Here is a 16,417-nt window from a genome sequence, read left to right as displayed (position 1 = left end):
GGCATGACGATCAAGGACACCCCCGAGGCGTGGGAGATCCGCTCCACGGAGACCCCCTTCGTGGGCAACAAGACCTCCGTCCGCACGGATGAGGTGGTCATGCCCGACGGTGGTGTGGTCCGCCGCGACTACCAGGTCCACCCCGGTTCCGTGGCCGTCCTCGCCCTCGACGACGAGGAGCGGGTGCTGCTGATCAAGCAGTACCGCCACCCCGTCCGGCACAAGCTCTGGGAGATCCCGGCCGGCCTGCTCGACGTGCCCGGTGAGAACCCGCTGCACGCCGCGCAGCGCGAGCTGTACGAGGAGGCGCACGTCAAGGCCGAGGACTGGCGGGTGCTGACCGACGTGTACACGACTCCCGGCGGCTGCGACGAGTCCGTACGGATCTTCCTCGCCCGGGGGCTGTCCGAGGCCGAGGGACAGCGTTTCGAGGTGGAGGACGAGGAGGCCGACATGGAGCACGCGCGCGTGCCGGTCGACGAACTGGTCCGGGCGGTGCTCGCGGGCCAGGTGCACAACACCTGTCTCGTGGTGGGCGTGCTGTCGTTCGTGGCCGCGCGCGGCGGGGACGGCCTCGACGCGCTGCGTCCCGCCGAGGCGCCCTGGCCGGCGCGCCCGTTCGCGGCCTGAGCCGCCTCGCACACGGCTGCGGTGTGACGATCGCCTGATCCGATCGGGGGACCTCGTGGCGGTGCCCGCACTCCTGCGCCCGGAACGTCGCAGAGCGTGAACTAGGCTCTGGAATCGTCCGATCCGGAGTCCCGGCGGGCAGGCGTGCGCGTGGGACGGGAGTGTGGCCCGTGACGGATCAGGCAGTGGACACAGGCGGCGTGCAGCTGTCCGGACACGCTGCGACACGGGGTCAATTCCTGGGCCGGACCCGGGAGTTGAAGGAACTGCGGGCCGACATCGAGCGCACCGGGCTGGACACCCTCACCGGGCGGAAGGCCCCGCGCGCGCGTGTGCTCCTCATCGCGGGCCGCCCCGGCTCCGGCCGTACCGCGCTCGCCGGGGAACTCGTACGGCAGGTAGCCCGCCGCTACCCCGACGGGGTCCTGCGCGCCCGGCTCGCCGAACCCGACGGCACCCCCGTCCCCGTCGAGCGCGCCGCCCGCGACCTGCTCACCGCCCTGGACCTGCCGGCCCCGGCCGGCGCCGACGAGGACGAGCTCGCGGCCACCCTGCGCGAGGCCCTCGCCGGCCGGCGCGCACTGATCCTGCTGGACGACGCGACCGGCGCGGACCAGGTCGACGCGCTGCTGCCGGACACCCCGGAATGCCTGCTCGTCGCCGTCTCCGCGGGCCCCCTCACCGGCATCGCGGACGTCCGTCCCTGCACCCTCGGCGGCCTGGACACCAAGTCCGCCCTCGACCTCCTCACCCGCTACACCGGCTCGGTCCGCATCACCGTCGACCCGCGCGCGGCCGAGGGCCTGGTCGAGATCTGCCAGGGCCAGCCCGCCGCGCTGATCCTGGCCGGCGGCTGGCTCGCCGCCCGCCCCCAGGCGGCCGTCTCCGACCTCGCCAAACAGCTCAACGCGGAGATCGCCGAGGACGCCGCGGGCACCCCGCTCAGCCATGTCTTCGGCCTCGTCCACGCCACCCTGCCGGCCCCCGCCGCCCGCACCCTGCGTCTGCTCTCGCTGGCCCCGGCCGGACTGGCCGACCCGCACACCGCCGCCGCGCTCGCCGGCTGCTCGATGAGCGCCGCCCGGACCGCCCTGGACGACCTCACCGCCCGCGGCCTGCTGCGGGCCGTGGACTCCCCGCTGCCCCAGTACGAGGTCCCGGCCGCCCTGCACCCCCTGCTGCGCGCCGCCGCCGAGGCCCATGAACGCCCCGCCGAGCTCCAGCTGGCCCGCGCCCGTATGTTCGAGCGGACGGTACGGCTGCTGCAGTCCTGCCGGGCCGTCACCGAGCCGGACAACCCCCAGGCCCGCGAGAAGCTCCAGGGCACCCCCCGCGGCCTGCGCTTCCCCACCCGGGCCGCCGCCGCCGAGTGGCTGACCGTCCGCCGCCCCGCCCTGCTCGCGGCGGCCCGCGCGGCCGTCGCGGACGGCGAACTGGACACCCTGGCCCGCCGGCTGATGTCCCAGCTGGTGCGGGCGATGGTCGCGCACTTCGGCACCCAGGAGGCCGCGCCCGACCTGTACGGCGTCCACCGGCTCGTCCTCGACGTGGCCGAGCGCCGCGACCTGCCCCGGGAGAAGGCCGCCGCCCTGCTGAACCTGGCCGACGTGGACGCCAGGACCGGGCGCACGGCCGAGGCCCTGGTGCGCTACCGGGCGGCGCTGGACGCAGGACGGGCGGCGCACGACCCGTATGCGACCGGCCGCGCGATGGAATCCGTAGGAGGCGCGCATCTGGAGCTCGGGGACTACGAACGGGCCGCGGACTGGTACGGCCGGGCCCTCGCCCAGCGCCTGGCCCGCGACGAGCGCGCGGACGCCGCCCGGCTGTACGGCCGGATCGCCGGCGCGCACACCTACGCGGGCCGCTACGGCGAGGCGCAGCGGGCCTGGCGGGCCGCGGCGGCCGGGCACCGCAAGAACGGCGATGTGGCCGCCTACGCACGGGCGTTGAGCGAGCTGGCGCGGGTCCAGGAGTACGCGGGCCGGCCCGAGGAGTCGCTGCGCACCTGCGAGGAGGCGCTGGAGTGGGCGCGGCGCGCCGAGGACACCCGGCTCCAGGCGGCGGTGCGGCTGCGGCTCGCCGACACCCTGGACCGCCTCGGCGACCCGACGGCCGCGCGGCTGCACCGCGGCGAGGCGGGCCGGCTCCTGGAGGAGGCCGCCCAGGAGGACCCGCGGGACCCCCGGACCGGGGCATCGGATCCACAATCGGCCGGAACACAGCCCTAACACCTGCGAAATCCGCAGTGCATCTGCTGAAGGTTGATGCATTGAAAGGCTAGACAGCGGGAACACCTTCATTAGACTGGCTCTGCCGCACCTTCTCCTGCGGTGTATCCCGGTGTACCCCTTGCATCCGGGTATGTATCCCTATGCCCCCACCCTCTGAGCCAAGGACCGTGATCGACGTGAAGGTCGGCATCCCCCGCGAGGTCAAGAACAACGAGTTCCGGGTGGCCATCACCCCCGCCGGTGTGCACGAGCTGGTGCGCCACGGCCACCAGGTGGTCATCGAGCGCCACGCCGGCGTCGGCTCGTCGATCACCGACGAGGAGTACGTGGCCGCCGGTGCCCGGATCCTGGAGACGGCCGACGAGGTGTGGGCCACCGCCGACCTGCTGCTGAAGGTCAAGGAGCCCGTCGCCGAGGAGTACCACCGCCTCCGCAAGGACCAGACCCTCTTCACCTACCTGCACCTGGCCGCGTCCAAGGAGTGCACGGACGCCCTGCTGGAGTCCGGCACGACCGCCATCGCCTACGAGACCGTCGAGCTCCCGAACCGCGCCCTGCCGCTGCTCGCGCCCATGTCCGAGGTCGCCGGCCGTCTCGCCCCGCAGGTCGGCGCCTACCACCTGATGCGGGCCGGCGGCGGCCGCGGTGTGCTGCCCGGCGGCGTGCCCGGCGTCCCGGCCGGCAAGGCCGTCGTCATCGGCGGCGGCGTCTCCGGCTGGAACGCGGCGCAGATCGCCATCGGCATGGGCTTCCACGTCACCCTGCTCGACCGGGACATCAACAAGCTCAAGGAAGCCGACAAGATCTTCGGCACGAAGATCCAGACCGTCGTCTCCAACGCCTTCGAGCTGGAGAAGGCCTGCCTCGAGGCCGACCTCGTCATCGGCGCGGTCCTCATCCCCGGCGCCAAGGCCCCCAAGCTCGTCACCAACGAGCTGGTGTCCCGTATGAAGCCCGGGAGTGTCCTTGTCGACATCGCGATCGACCAGGGCGGCTGCTTCGAGGACTCCCGCCCCACCACCCACGCCGAGCCGACCTTCCAGGTCCACAACTCGGTCTTCTACTGCGTCGCCAACATGCCCGGCGCCGTCCCCAACACCTCCACCTACGCGCTCACCAACGCCACGCTGCCCTACATCGTCGAACTCGCGAACAGGGGCTGGGCGGAGGCGCTGCGCCGCGACGCCGCGCTGGCCCGGGGTCTCAACACCCATGACGGCAAGGTCGTTTACCGCGAGGTGGCGGAGGCGCACGGCCTGGAGCACGTGGAGCTCGACCAGCTCCTCGGCTGAGCCCCCGCGGCGGATCCCTCCGCCGGGCGCCGCGATGAAGTCACCTTTTCGTAAAGGCGATACGTCAACAAGGCGCGTCAACGGCACACGCCCGGCCGGACCTTGCCCCGCAAGGTCCGGCCGGATGTGTGTATGGTCACTTTGCGGCTCTCGGTCAACTCGCCTCGAACGTAACCCTTCGACCGATTCGCGCACCGGTCGAACCTGCCGTGCGACGGCCGTACGCCCTTGACAGCGACATGTTTCATTGCCGACACATCGGGCCGGGTCCGGCGGATTGTGTTGCTGCGGACGCCCGACACGCCATAGAGTCGCCAACCGTCGGCATGGTGCCACGCTGACCTTGTCTAGAAGTTTCCTGGTCACCAAGGAGGTAAGACGACTTGTGAATGAGTCGACATTTGCTCCCGGGGGTGGTCAACCAGGAATGCCTACGCGGGACCAGGGTTCCGCGGGGCTCGAGGCTGTCGGCTCCGTCGCTGTCCGAACCTTCGCAGCCCACCAGAGCCGGCTCGGCCCCCGCACGGCTCTGTCAGCACACCAGAGCATGGACGGTCATCACGTGAACGCCATGGCCGGCGACGGAAGTGGCGCGCCCCACAACCACTTCGCCGACTACGACGAACTGCCCGACGGGCACTTCTACGACCCCGACGCCGAGTACGAGCCGGACCCGGAGTACGCGGCCACCCTCGCGCCCGACGCGGCACGGCAGCGCCGTGAGCGCATCGGCCCGACCGGGCGCCCGCTGCCGTACTTCCCGATCCCGGGCCCGCTGACCCAGCACGGCCCCGCGACGATCATCGCGATGTGCAACCAGAAGGGCGGCGTGGGCAAGACGACGTCGACCATCAACCTGGGTGCCGCGCTCGCGGAGTACGGACGCCGGGTGCTGCTCGTCGACTTCGACCCGCAGGGCGCGCTGTCGGTCGGCCTCGGCGTCAATCCGATGGAGCTCGACCTCACGGTCTACAACCTGCTCATGGAGCGGGGCATGGCGGCCGACGAGGTGCTCCTGAAGACCGCGGTCCCCAACATGGACCTGCTGCCCAGCAACATCGACCTGTCGGCCGCCGAGGTCCAGCTGGTCTCCGAGGTCGCGCGCGAGTCGACCCTCCAGCGGGCGCTCAAGCCGCTGATGGACGACTACGACTACATCGTCATCGACTGCCAGCCCTCGCTCGGCCTGCTCACGGTCAACGCGCTGACGGCCGCGCACAAGGTGATCGTGCCGCTGGAGTGCGAGTTCTTCGCGCTGCGCGGTGTGGCCCTGCTGACCGAGACGATCGAGAAGGTCCAGGAGCGGCTCAACCCGGAGCTGGAGCTCGACGGCATCCTCGCCACGATGTACGACTCGCGCACGGTCCACAGCCGTGAGGTCCTGGCCCGGGTCGTCGAGGCCTTCGACGACCACGTCTACCACACGGTCATCGGGCGCACGGTCCGCTTCCCGGAGACCACGGTCGCCGGCGAGCCGATCACCACGTACGCCTCCAACTCCGTCGGTGCCGCCGCCTACCGCCAGCTCGCCAGGGAGGTGCTCGCCCGGTGTCACGCCGAGTGAGTCTGCCGGGGGCCGACGAACTCTTCCGTACGACAGGGGGAATGGCGCTTCAGCCGTCCGCACCCCGACGCCAGGCCGGTGGCGAGGCCCGGGTGCCCGCCCCGGCCGGCGAGAGCGACGGGGTCGCCGCGGGCGAGGACGCGCCGCAGGCCGTCCCCGTCCAGGGCGGGGACGGCGAGGGCGCCGAACACGCGGCGGCCGACGCCGACCAGGCCCTCACCGGGGAGCGCCCCGCACGGCGGCCCGCGGCACCGGCGCAGGAAGGTTCTGCCGCCGTCTCCGGCGAGGCCCAGTCGCGCAAGCGGGGACGGCAGGCCGCCCGCCGGCCCAGCGGGCGCGAGCGGCACGACGAGAAGATCACCGTGTACGTGTCCGCCGAGGAACTCATGGACCTGGAGCACGCCCGGCTGGTGCTCCGCGGCGAGCACGGGCTGGCCGTGGACCGCGGGCGGATCGTGCGGGAGGCGGTCGCTGTGGTGCTGGCCGACCTGGAGACCCGTGGAGACGCCAGCATCCTCGTACGACGGCTGCGGGGGCGGTAGGGGTAGCCTGCGGGGGCCATGACCTCCGCGAACCCCTCGAACGACGCTCCCGGGCCCGGCAGAGCCGGCGGTCGCCGACGTGCGCTGGGCCGGGGGCCGGGTGCGGCACCGGCCGCACCGGAGCCGGAGGCCGTGGTCCCGGAGCCCGAGGTCGTCGTACCGGAGCCCGAAGCAGTCGAGCGGGGGTCCGGGGCCGTCGCGTCGGAGCCTGTGGCCGCACCGGACCCTGGGGCCGTCGAGCCAGAGCTTGAGGCCGCACCGGAGCCCGGGGCCGTCGCGTCGGAGCCTGAGGCCGCACCGGAGCCGGAGGCCGTGGTCCCGGAGCCCGAGGTCGTCGTACCGGAGCCCGAAGCAGTCGAGCGGGGGTCCGGGGCCGTCGCGTCGGAGCCTGTGGCCGCACCGGACCCTGGGGCCGTCGAGCCAGAGCTTGAGGCCGCACCGGAGCCGGAGGGCGTCGAGCCGGAGCCCGAAGCCGCATCCGAGCCCGGGGCCGTCGCACCGGAGCCGGCGCAGGAGGCGCCCGACGGTGTCTTCAAGGTGCGGCTCGCGAACTTCGAGGGGCCGTTCGACCTGCTGCTCCAGCTGATCTCCAAGCACAAGCTGGACGTCACCGAGGTCGCGCTGTCGAAGGTGACCGACGAGTTCATGGCGCACATCCGGGCGATGGGGCCGGACTGGGACCTGGACCAGACGACCGAGTTCCTCGTCGTCGCCGCCACCCTGCTCGATCTCAAGGCCGCCCGGCTGCTGCCCGCCGCCGAGGTCGAGGACGAGGCCGACCTCGCGCTGCTGGAGGCCAGGGACCTGCTGTTCGCCCGGCTGCTCCAGTACCGCGCGTACAAACAGGTCGCCGACATCTTCACGTACCGGCTCGACGTCGAGGCCCGCCGCTACCCCCGCACCGTGGGCCTCGAACCGCACCACGCCGAGCTGCTGCCCGAGGTGGTCATCAGCATCGGGGCGGAAGGGTTCGCCCGGCTCGCGGTCAAGGCGATGCAGCCCAGGCCGAAGCCGCAGGTGTACGTCGACCACATCCACGCCCCGCTGGTGAGCGTGCAGGAGCAGGCCGGGATCGTCGTCGCACGGCTGCGGGTGCTGGGCGAGGCCAGCTTCCGGACGCTCGTCGAGGACACCGACGACACCCTGACCGTCGTGGCCCGGTTCCTGGCGCTGCTGGAGCTGTACCGGGAGAAGGCGGTCGCGCTCGACCAGGAGACCGCGCTCGGCGAGCTGCTGGTGCGCTGGACCGCCGGGGACGGCGACGCCCGGCCGATGGTCACCGACGAGTTCGACCGGCCGCCGGAGATGCCCGAGGAGCCCGGGAAGGGGAAGAAGCAGTGACCGACAGCACCGTCGCCGCGCTCGATCTCAAGGGCGCCCTGGAGGCCGTCCTGATGGTGGTGGACGAGCCCGCCACCGAGGAACACCTCGCGAAGATCGTGGAGCGGCCCCGGCGGCAGGTCGCCGACGCGCTGCGGGAACTGGCCGACGAGTACACCGTGCAGGGCCGCGGCTTCGAGCTGCGGTTCGTCGCGGGCGGCTGGCGGTTCTACACGCGCGCGCAGTACGCGCCCGCCGTGGAGCGGTTCGTGCTGGACGGGCAGCAGGCCCGGCTCACCCAGGCCGCGCTGGAGACGCTCGCCGTGGTCGCCTACCGGCAGCCGGTCAGCCGCAGCCGGGTCTCCGCGGTGCGCGGAGTCAACTGTGACGGTGTGATGCGCACCCTGTTGCAGCGCGGTCTGGTCGAGGAGGCGGGCACGGAACCCGAAACAGGTGCGATCCTGTATGCGACGACGAACTACTTCCTGGAGCGGATGGGCCTGCGCGGTCTGGACGAGCTCCCGGAGCTCGCGCCCTTCCTCCCGGAGGCGGAGGCGATCGAGGCCGAGACCCAGGAAGCGGTGCCGTCGTTCGACCCGGACGCCCCGGACACGGACGACGGGCCCACGACGAAGACGACTGACACGACGACGACGGAACTTTGATGCGAAGCAGCGGTAGCGGCAAGAGCGGCGGGCGCGGTAACTACCGCGGGGCCGGCAACGGCAGGGACCAGAAGCAGGGCGGCCAGGGCGGCCAGGGCGGCCAGGGTCGCCCCCGCAGGCCCCGTCCCGAGGAGCGCCGCTACGACGTCGGCCCCTCCGCCTCCCCGGACGGCCCGAAGTCCGGGCGCGGCGGCTCCGCGCGCGGCGGTGCCAAGGGCGGCCCCAAGAGGGCGCAGCCCCAGCGCGGGCGTACGGCCCCGGGCACCTCGCGCGAGTACGAGGCACGGGCCGAGGAGCGCAACCGCGAGCGGTACGCGGGCAAGAAGGACATCAAGCCGCCCAAGACCTTCCCGGGCGCCGAGCAGGAGGGCGAGCGGCTCCAGAAGGTCCTCGCGCGCGCGGGCTACGGCTCCCGCCGGGCCTGCGAGGAGCTGATCGAGCAGGCGCGGGTCGAGGTCAACGGCGAGGTCGTGCTCGAACAGGGCAAGCGGGTCGACCCGGAGAAGGACGAGGTCAAGGTCGACGGCCTGACGGTCGCGACGCAGTCGTACCAGTTCTTCTCGCTGAACAAGCCCGCCGGTGTGGTCTCCACGATGGAGGACCCGGAGGGGCGGCAGTGTCTCGGGGACTACGTCACCAACCGCGAGACGCGGCTCTTCCACGTCGGCCGGCTCGACACCGAGACCGAGGGTGTCATCCTGCTCACCAACCACGGTGAGCTGGCGCACCGGCTGACCCACCCGAAGTACGGCGTGAAGAAGACCTACCTCGCCGCCATCGTGGGCCCGATCCCGCGCGACCTGGGCAAGAAGCTCAAGGACGGCATCCAGCTGGAGGACGGGTACGCGCGCGCGGACCACTTCCGGGTCGTCGAGCAGACCGGCAAGAACTACCTCGTCGAGGTCACCCTGCACGAGGGCCGCAAGCACATCGTGCGCCGCATGCTGGCCGAGGCGGGCTTCCCGGTCGAGAAGCTGGTGCGCACGTCCTTCGGGCCGATCACCCTGGGAGACCAGAAGTCGGGCTGGCTGCGACGGCTGTCCAACACGGAGGTCGGCATGCTGATGAACGAGGTCGACCTCTAGAGGCGCTCTGCACGGCCGTGTGGCGGCCGGTACCGGGTCATCCGGTGCCGGCCGCTTCCGTTTGTGCACAAGGCGGTCAGAGCGGCGCTGAGGGGTTGTGGCCCGGCGGCTCGTTCTTTATAGTCGTCATGACTATTAGTCACAGTGACCATAAACAGTGAACAGTGACCAGGAACAGTGACCACAAAGGGGGCGACGAGCGTGCAGGGCTACGACAAGTACGCGCACGAACCCTTCGCCGTCACCGTCGACCTCGCCGTCCTCACCCTCCGCGAGGGCGCCCTGCACGTGCTGCTCGTCGAGCGCGGACAGGAGCCGTACGCGGGGAAATGGGCGCTGCCCGGCGGCTTCGTGCGGCCGGACGAGTCCGCCGAGACGGCGGCCCGGCGCGAACTGGCCGAGGAGACCGGCCTGGACGACGTCTCCGCGGCCTCCGGACTGCACCTGGAACAGCTGCGCACCTACAGCGACCCCGGCCGCGACCCCCGGATGCGGGTCGTGTCCGTCGCCTTCGCCGCGCTGCTGCCCGACGCGCCCGAACCGCACGGCGGCGGCGACGCGGCCGAGGCCCGCTGGCTGCCGTACGACGACACCGGGCCGCTCGCCTTCGACCACGACCGGATCCTGGCCGACGCCCACGACCGGGTCGGCGCCAAGCTCGAGTACACCTGCCTCGCGACCTCCTTCTGCCCGCCCGAGTTCACCCTCGGCGAGCTCCAGCAGGTCTACGAGACGGTCTGGGGGACGGGGCTGGACCGTCCCAACTTCCGCCGCAAGGTACTGGCCACACCGGGGTTCGTCGAACCGGTGCCCGGCGCCGCGCGGCTGACCGGCGGCCGCGGCAAACCGGCCGCCCTCTACCGCGCGGGCACCGCCACCGCGCTCCACCCGCCCCTGCTGCGACCGCCCCGGGAAGGACGTTCCGCATGACCACCACCACCGTGAGGAAGCGCGCCGCCACCGGCGCCCTGCTGGGCCTCGCCCTCGGGGACGCGCTCGGCTTCCCCACCGAGTTCAACGACGTCCCCTCGATCCTCGCCAAGTGCGGGCCCTGGCGGGGGATGGAACTCCCCGGGCGGCCCTTCGTCTCCGACGACACCCAGATGACCCTCGCCGTCGCCCGCGCCCTGCGCACCGCGATGGACCGGGGACTGCTGGTGCCCACCCGGCTGGAGCGGCCCCTGCGCGAGGAGTTCGTCGACTGGTACCAGTCGCCCGAGAACAACCGCGCCCCCGGCCGGACCTGCCTGACCGCCTGCGACCTGCTCAAGGACGAGCGGCGGCTGTGGCAGGACGCCAGCCAGATCGGCTCCAAGGGCTGCGGCGCCAACATGCGCGTCGCCCCCGTCGGCCTCGCCCCCGGCCTCAGCGAGGAGCAGCGCGCCGGGGCCGCCCAGTTCCAGTCCGCGCTCACCCACGGGCACCCCACCGCGCTCGCCGCGTCCGACCTCACCGCCCACGCCGTACGGCTCCTCGCCCAGGGCGCCCCGCCGGCCGGCCTGGTCGGACAGCTGCGCGCGTACGCCGTCGCGAACCGCACCCGCTACCACCACCGCTGGCTCGGCGACCTGTGGACCCGCAGCCAGGACCCGTCCGCCGAGCACTTCATCGCGCGCGGCTGGGACGAGTGCCTGGGCGTCCTGGACCGCCTCGCCGAGGCTCTGCGCGACCCCGCGCCCGAGAGCGACCCGTGCCTGGCCACGGGGGCGGGCTGGATCGCCGAGGAGGCCATGGCCACCGGACTGCTGTGCTTCCTGCTCTTCCCCGACGAGCCGGTCACCGCGCTGCGCCGGGCCGCCTGCTCCTCCGGCGACTCCGACTCCATCGCCTGTCTGACGGGCGCCTTCGCGGGCGCGCACGCCGGCGCGGACGCCTGGCCCACGCCCTGGGCGGACCGCATCGAGTACCAGGGGGAGCTGGTGACGCTCGGCGCGCTGTGGGACCTGTGATCAGGTCAGCGTGATGCTGTCGCCCTGCACCGTGATCTGCTTCTCGGGCAGCGGCTTCGTCGCCGGACCGGAGGCCACCGAGCCGTCGGCGATCCGGAACTCGCTTTTGTGGCAGGGGCAGTTGATGGTGCCGTCGGCGACGCTGCCGACCGTGCACCCCTGATGGGTGCAGACCGCCGAGAAGGCCTTGAAGTCGCCCTTCGTGGGCTGGGTGACGACGACCTTCTCGGCCGTGAAGACCTTGCCGCCGCCCTCGGGGATGTCGGTGGTCTTCGCCAGCGCGCCACCGGCGCCATCGGACGTCGTCGAGTCGGCCGCGTCCGACGACGCACCGTCGCCGTCGTTGCCGCAGCCCGTGGCCAGGGCGGCTGCCGCGCCGCCCGTCACGACGAGCACCGTGCGCCGGGTCGGGGAGAAGGTCATGTCGTCACTCCGGGGATGCGGAAGCACGTACAGCTGCCAGCCAAGCGCGTATCGGTGGTGCCCCGCAACAGGACGCGCCGCGTCTCAGGGGGCGGGCGGGGCGCACCCGGCCCGGCGCGGGCTGACTAGGCTTGGACGCCTCACCAGCCGTACATCAGCAAGGAGCAGCGCCGTGGCGGTACGAGCGGTCCGGGGAGCCGTCCAACTGGAACGCGACGAGGCCGGACACATGGACGAGCAGGTCGGGGCCCTGCTCACCGCCGTCCTGGAGCGGAACTCCCTCAGCGCGGACGACCTGATCAGCATCTGGTTCACGGCCACGCCCGATCTGCACAGCGACTTCCCGGCCGCCGCCGCCCGCAAGCTGGGCATCGTCGACGTACCGCTGATCTGCGCCCAGGAGCTCGCCGTCGAGGGCGCCATGCCGCGGGTCGTCCGGCTGCTCGCGCACGTCGAGTCCGACCGGCCGCGCGCCGAGATCAGCCATGTCTACCTCGGCGCCGCCGCCGCTCTGCGCAAGGACATCGCCCAGTGAGGACCGCGCTCGTCATCGGAACCGGGCTCATCGGCACCTCCGCCGCCCTCGCCCTCGCCCAGCGGGGCGTCGTCGTGCACCTGGAGGACCACGACCCCGGACAGGCCCGGACCGCCGCCGCGCTCGGCGCCGGCACCGACGAGGCGCCCGAGGGGCCCGTCGACCTCGCCGTGGTCGCCGCCCCGCCCGCCCATGTGGCCGCCGTGCTCGCCGACGCGATGCGCCGGGGCGTGGCCCGCGGCTACCTGGACGTGGCCAGCGTCAAGGGCGGGCCGCGCCGGGAGCTGGAGGCGCTCGGCCTGGACCCGTCCGTGATGTCGAGGTACATCGGCTCCCACCCCATGTCCGGCCGGGAGAAGTCCGGCCCGCTGGCCGCGACCGGCGACCTCTTCGAGGGCCGGCCCTGGGTGCTGACCCCGACCCGGGACACCGACACCGAGGTCCTCAACCTCGCCCTGGAACTCGTCTCGCACTGCCGGGCCGTCCCCGTGGTGATGGACGCCGACGCGCACGACCGCGCCGTCGCGCTCGTCTCCCACATGCCCCACCTGGTCTCCAGCCTGGTCGCCGCCCGGCTGGAGAACGCCGAGGAGGCCGCCGTACGGCTGTGCGGGCAGGGCATCCGGGACGTCACCCGGATCGCCGCCTCCGACCCCCGGATGTGGATCGACATCCTCTCCGCGAACCCGGGGCCGGTCGCCGACCTGCTCACCGACGTCTCCGCCGACCTGGAGGAGACCGTGCGGGCCCTGCGCGCGCTCCAGTCCTCCGACGAGGCCAAGCGCCGCGACGGTGTCGACGGCATCGAGGACGTCCTGCGCCGCGGCAACGCCGGACAGGTCCGCGTCCCCGGCAAGCACGGTGCCGCCCCGCGCGCGTACGAGGTCGTCGCGGTGTTCATCGACGACCAGCCGGGACAGCTGGCCCGCATCTTCGCGGACGCCGGGCGGGCGGGCGTCAACATCGAGGACGTACGGATCGAACACGCGACCGGGCAGCAGGCGGGTCTGGTGCAGCTCATGGTCGAACCGAAGTCGGCGGCGGTCCTTTCGGCGGCGCTGAAGGAGCGGGGCTGGGCGATCCGGCAGTAGGCGGTACGGACCTGGTACCGGCCTCGGCCGGAAGGGTGACCCGTGCCCGGTAACCTTGTGCGGGGCACAGTCGCGCCCCGCACACCCACCGCCTCGCACCAGGAAGGTGTCCCCCCGTGGAAAACGGCGCCGCCCAGCCCGTGATTGTCGCCATCGACGGTCCCTCCGGCACGGGCAAGTCGAGCACGTCCAAGGCCGTGGCCGCCCAGCTCGGGCTGAGCTACCTGGACACCGGCGCCCAGTACCGGGCGATCACCTGGTGGATGGTCACCAACGGGATCGACATAGAGGACCCCACGGCCATCGCCGCCGTCGCGGGCAAGGCGGAGATCCTCTCCGGCACCGACCCGGCCCACCCGACGATCACCGTCGACGGCGTGGACGTCGCCGGCCCGATCCGCACCCAGGAGGTCACCTCCCGGGTCAGCGCCGTCAGCGCGGTGCCCGAGGTGCGGGCCCGGATCACCGAGCTCCAGCGGTCGCTGGCCGCCGACGCCGAGCACGGGATCGTCGTCGAGGGGCGGGACATCGGGACGACCGTGCTGCCCGACGCCGACCTGAAGATCTTCCTCACCGCCTCGGCGGAGGCGCGGGCCGCCCGCCGCAGCGGCGAGCTCAAGGGCGCCGACGTGGCCAGCACCCGCGAGGCGCTGATCCAGCGGGACGCGGCCGACTCCTCCCGCAAGACCTCCCCGCTCGCCAAGGCGGACGACGCCGTCGAGGTGGACACCACCGAGCTGACCCTCGCCCAGGTCATCGAGTGCGTGGTCACCCTCGTCGAGGAGAAGCGGGCCGGAAAGTGAGCGAGCTGAGCCAGCCGCCTTCGGAGCGGGGTGCCGAGATCGGCCGGCGCATCGGCGTCGGCCTGATGTACGGCCTGTGGCGGCCGCGGGTGCTGGGCGCCTGGAAGGTGCCCGCCAGCGGTCCGGTGATCTTCGCGCCCAACCACTCCCACAACCTCGACGGCCCGATGGTCATCGGGGTGGCGCCCCGGGCGTCGCACTTCCTGGTGAAGAAGGAGGCGTTCATCGGGCCGGTCGGCACCTTCATGGTCCGCACCGGCCAGATCGCGGTCGACCGCACGAGCACCGACCGCACGGCGATCGCCCGCGCCCTCGGCGTCCTGGAGAACGGCGGCGTCCTCGGCATCTTCCCCGAGGGCACCCGCGGCGAGGGCGACTTCGCCTCCCTGCGCGCCGGGCTCGCCTACTTCGCCGTGCGCAGCGGGGCGCCGATCGTGCCCGTCGCGGTGCTGGGAAGTTCCGAGCGGCGCGGACGGTTGATCAAGGGGCTGCCCCCGCTGCGCTCCCGCGTCGACGTCGTCTTCGGAGACCCCTTCGAGGCGGGCGACGGCAGCGGACGGCGTACGCGCAAGGCGCTGGACGAGGCGACCGAGCGCATCCAGAAGAACCTGGCCGCCCACCTGGACCACGCCCGGCGGCTCACCGGCCGCCCGCCCACGGGCGCATAAAACGCAGGGCGCCCGACCGGGCCCTGGGCGACACTGAGTAGTGGATCAACCCGGAACAAACGGGGTGATCCACCGACCACCACGATGGAACGACGAGGTACGGACTTCATGAACGACCACATCCAGCCCGGCGGCTCGGACGGCTTCGGGCACGACCACGGGGCGCTCGGCGACGCCGAGTACGCGGAGTTCATGGAGCTCGCCGCGGAGGAGGGTTTCGACCTCGAGGACGTCGAGGGCGCCATCGAGGAGGCCGGACACGGCCCGCTCCCGGTGCTCGCCGTCGTCGGCCGGCCGAACGTCGGCAAGTCGACCCTCGTCAACCGGATCATCGGGCGCCGCGAGGCCGTTGTCGAGGACAAGCCCGGCGTCACCCGCGACCGCGTCACCTACGAGGCCGAGTGGGCGGGCCGCCGCTTCAAGGTCGTCGACACCGGCGGCTGGGAGCAGGACGTCCTCGGCATCGACGCCTCCGTGGCCGCCCAGGCCGAGTACGCGATCGAGGCGGCCGACGCGGTCGTCTTCGTGGTGGACGCCAAGGTCGGTGCCACCGACACCGACGAGGCCGTCGTACGGCTGCTGCGCAAGGCCGGCAAGCCGGTCGTGCTGTGCGCCAACAAGGTCGACGGGCCGAGCGGGGAGGCGGATGCCGCGTACCTGTGGTCCCTCGGCCTCGGCGAGCCGCACCCGGTCTCCGCGCTGCACGGCCGCGGCACCGGCGACATGCTGGACGCCGTCCTGGACGTGCTGCCGGAAGCTCCCGCGCAGACCTTCGGCGGCGCCGGGATCGGCGGCCCCCGCCGGATCGCCCTCATCGGCCGCCCGAACGTCGGCAAGTCCTCGCTGCTGAACAAGGTGGCGGGCGAGGAGCGCGTCGTCGTCAACGAGATCGCCGGCACCACCCGTGACCCGGTCGACGAGCTCATCGATCTCGGCGGCGTGACCTGGAAGTTCGTCGACACCGCCGGTATCCGCAAGCGGGTCCACCTCCAGCAGGGCGCCGACTACTACGCCTCCCTGCGCACCGCGGCCGCGGTCGAGAAGGCCGAGGTGGCGGTCATCCTGATCGACGCCTCCGAGTCCATCTCGGTCCAGGACCAGCGGATCGTGACGATGGCCGTCGAGGCCGGCCGGGCGATGGTCATCGCCTACAACAAGTGGGACACCCTCGACGAGGAGCGCCGCTACTACCTGGAGCGGGAGATCGAGACCGAGTTCGGCCAGGTCGCCTGGGCGCCCCGGGTCAATGTCTCGGCGCGCACCGGGCGGCACATGGAGAAGCTGGTCCCGGCGATCGAGACCGCCCTGGCCGGCTGGGAGACCCGTGTCCCCACGGGCCGCCTCAACGCCTTCCTCGGCGAGCTGGTCGCCGCCCACCCCCACCCGGTCCGGGGCGGCAAGCAGCCGCGCATCCTGTTCGGCACCCAGGCGGGCACCAAGCCGCCGCGGTTCGTCCTGTTCGCCTCCGGCTTCATCGAGGCGGGCTACCGCCGCTTCATCGAGCGCCGGCTGCGCGAGGAGTTCGGCTTCGAGGGCACCCCGATCCATATCTCGGTGCGGGTGCGCGAGAAGCGCGGCAAGAAGAAGTAGGCCTGAGCGAGGGGAGTCCGTGACGC

Annotated in this window: 16 protein-coding genes; 15 read left to right on the top strand and 1 reads right to left on the bottom strand. The window is 72.7% G+C overall.

Going from position 1 to position 16,417, the window contains the following annotated elements; genetic code table 11:
* Positions 1 to 3 precede the first annotated feature (3 nt).
* The 10 genes from AQJ64_RS35190 to AQJ64_RS35145 all read left to right on the top strand — a co-directional run bounded on the left by AQJ64_RS35190 (position 4) and on the right by AQJ64_RS35145 (position 11,281).
* The gene (locus AQJ64_RS35190) at positions 4 to 630 is read left to right on the top strand and encodes an NUDIX domain-containing protein (protein ID WP_055636522.1); all 627 of its coding nucleotides are present in this window, start codon (positions 4 to 6) and stop codon (positions 628 to 630) included.
* 170 nt (positions 631 to 800) lie between these two features.
* Complete coding sequence (locus tag AQJ64_RS35185; RefSeq protein WP_055636523.1) at positions 801 to 2,861, top strand: tetratricopeptide repeat protein; 2,061 nt, start codon at positions 801 to 803, stop codon at positions 2,859 to 2,861.
* Between the two features lie 170 nt (positions 2,862 to 3,031).
* Positions 3,032 to 4,156: an alanine dehydrogenase gene (gene ald, locus AQJ64_RS35180; RefSeq protein ID WP_055636524.1), complete on the top strand. Its 1,125-nt coding sequence runs from the start codon at positions 3,032 to 3,034 to the stop codon at positions 4,154 to 4,156.
* Positions 4,157 to 4,583: 427 nt separating this feature from the next.
* Entirely contained in the window at positions 4,584 to 5,720 is a 1,137-nt protein-coding gene (locus AQJ64_RS35175) for a ParA family protein (protein ID WP_079062129.1), read from the top strand.
* Complete coding sequence (locus AQJ64_RS35170; protein WP_079062128.1) at positions 5,705 to 6,262, top strand: hypothetical protein; 558 nt, start codon at positions 5,705 to 5,707, stop codon at positions 6,260 to 6,262. Before AQJ64_RS35175 ends, AQJ64_RS35170 begins: the two co-directional genes overlap by 16 nt.
* Before the next feature lie 18 nt (positions 6,263 to 6,280).
* Positions 6,281 to 7,603: a segregation and condensation protein A gene (locus AQJ64_RS35165; RefSeq protein ID WP_206189812.1), complete on the top strand. Its 1,323-nt coding sequence runs from the start codon at positions 6,281 to 6,283 to the stop codon at positions 7,601 to 7,603.
* Positions 7,600 to 8,247, top strand: coding sequence for an SMC-Scp complex subunit ScpB (scpB, locus tag AQJ64_RS35160; protein ID WP_055636527.1), 648 nt, complete (start codon positions 7,600 to 7,602; stop codon positions 8,245 to 8,247). The genes AQJ64_RS35165 and scpB overlap by 4 nt, the downstream gene beginning before the upstream one ends.
* The gene (locus tag AQJ64_RS35155; protein WP_055636528.1) at positions 8,247 to 9,332 is read left to right on the top strand and encodes a pseudouridine synthase; all 1,086 of its coding nucleotides are present in this window, start codon (positions 8,247 to 8,249) and stop codon (positions 9,330 to 9,332) included. Before scpB ends, AQJ64_RS35155 begins: the two co-directional genes overlap by 1 nt.
* A 201-nt stretch (positions 9,333 to 9,533) precedes the next feature.
* Positions 9,534 to 10,262, top strand: coding sequence for an NUDIX hydrolase (locus AQJ64_RS35150; protein ID WP_055636529.1), 729 nt, complete (start codon positions 9,534 to 9,536; stop codon positions 10,260 to 10,262).
* A complete protein-coding gene (locus AQJ64_RS35145; protein ID WP_055636530.1) occupies positions 10,259 to 11,281 on the top strand; it encodes an ADP-ribosylglycohydrolase family protein in 1,023 nt (340 codons plus the stop codon). The genes AQJ64_RS35150 and AQJ64_RS35145 overlap by 4 nt, the downstream gene beginning before the upstream one ends.
* Here AQJ64_RS35145 and AQJ64_RS35140 read toward each other — a convergent pair whose 3' ends face one another.
* Positions 11,282 to 11,704 carry a Rieske (2Fe-2S) protein gene (locus tag AQJ64_RS35140; protein ID WP_055636531.1) on the bottom strand — a complete coding sequence of 141 codons (423 nt, stop codon included), beginning with the start codon at positions 11,702 to 11,704 and terminating at the stop codon, positions 11,282 to 11,284.
* A gap of 172 nt (positions 11,705 to 11,876) precedes the next feature.
* Here AQJ64_RS35140 and aroH point away from each other — a divergent pair, with 172 nt between their 5' ends.
* The 5 genes from aroH (at position 11,877) to der (ending at position 16,391) form a co-directional block, all read left to right on the top strand.
* A complete protein-coding gene (gene aroH, locus AQJ64_RS35135) occupies positions 11,877 to 12,239 on the top strand; it encodes a chorismate mutase (RefSeq protein ID WP_055636532.1) in 363 nt (120 codons plus the stop codon).
* Positions 12,236 to 13,330, top strand: coding sequence for a prephenate dehydrogenase (locus AQJ64_RS35130; RefSeq protein WP_055636533.1), 1,095 nt, complete (start codon positions 12,236 to 12,238; stop codon positions 13,328 to 13,330). The genes aroH and AQJ64_RS35130 overlap by 4 nt, the downstream gene beginning before the upstream one ends.
* Before the next feature lie 116 nt (positions 13,331 to 13,446).
* Positions 13,447 to 14,133, top strand: coding sequence for a (d)CMP kinase (gene cmk, locus AQJ64_RS35125; RefSeq protein WP_055636534.1), 687 nt, complete (start codon positions 13,447 to 13,449; stop codon positions 14,131 to 14,133).
* Complete coding sequence (locus tag AQJ64_RS35120; protein WP_420876559.1) at positions 14,091 to 14,801, top strand: lysophospholipid acyltransferase family protein; 711 nt, start codon at positions 14,091 to 14,093, stop codon at positions 14,799 to 14,801. Before cmk ends, AQJ64_RS35120 begins: the two co-directional genes overlap by 43 nt.
* 108 nt (positions 14,802 to 14,909) lie before the next feature.
* Positions 14,910 to 16,391, top strand: a complete 1,482-nt coding sequence (gene der / locus AQJ64_RS35115; RefSeq protein WP_055636535.1) for a ribosome biogenesis GTPase Der — start codon at positions 14,910 to 14,912, stop codon at positions 16,389 to 16,391.
* Positions 16,392 to 16,417: the final 26 nt, after the last annotated feature.

The sequence above is a fragment of the Streptomyces griseoruber genome, assembly GCF_001514205.1.
GTDB lineage: Bacteria > Actinomycetota > Actinomycetes > Streptomycetales > Streptomycetaceae > Streptomyces > Streptomyces griseoruber.
The sequence above is the reverse complement of the archived record's forward strand: the minus strand, read 5'-3'. Positions and strand labels throughout refer to the sequence as shown.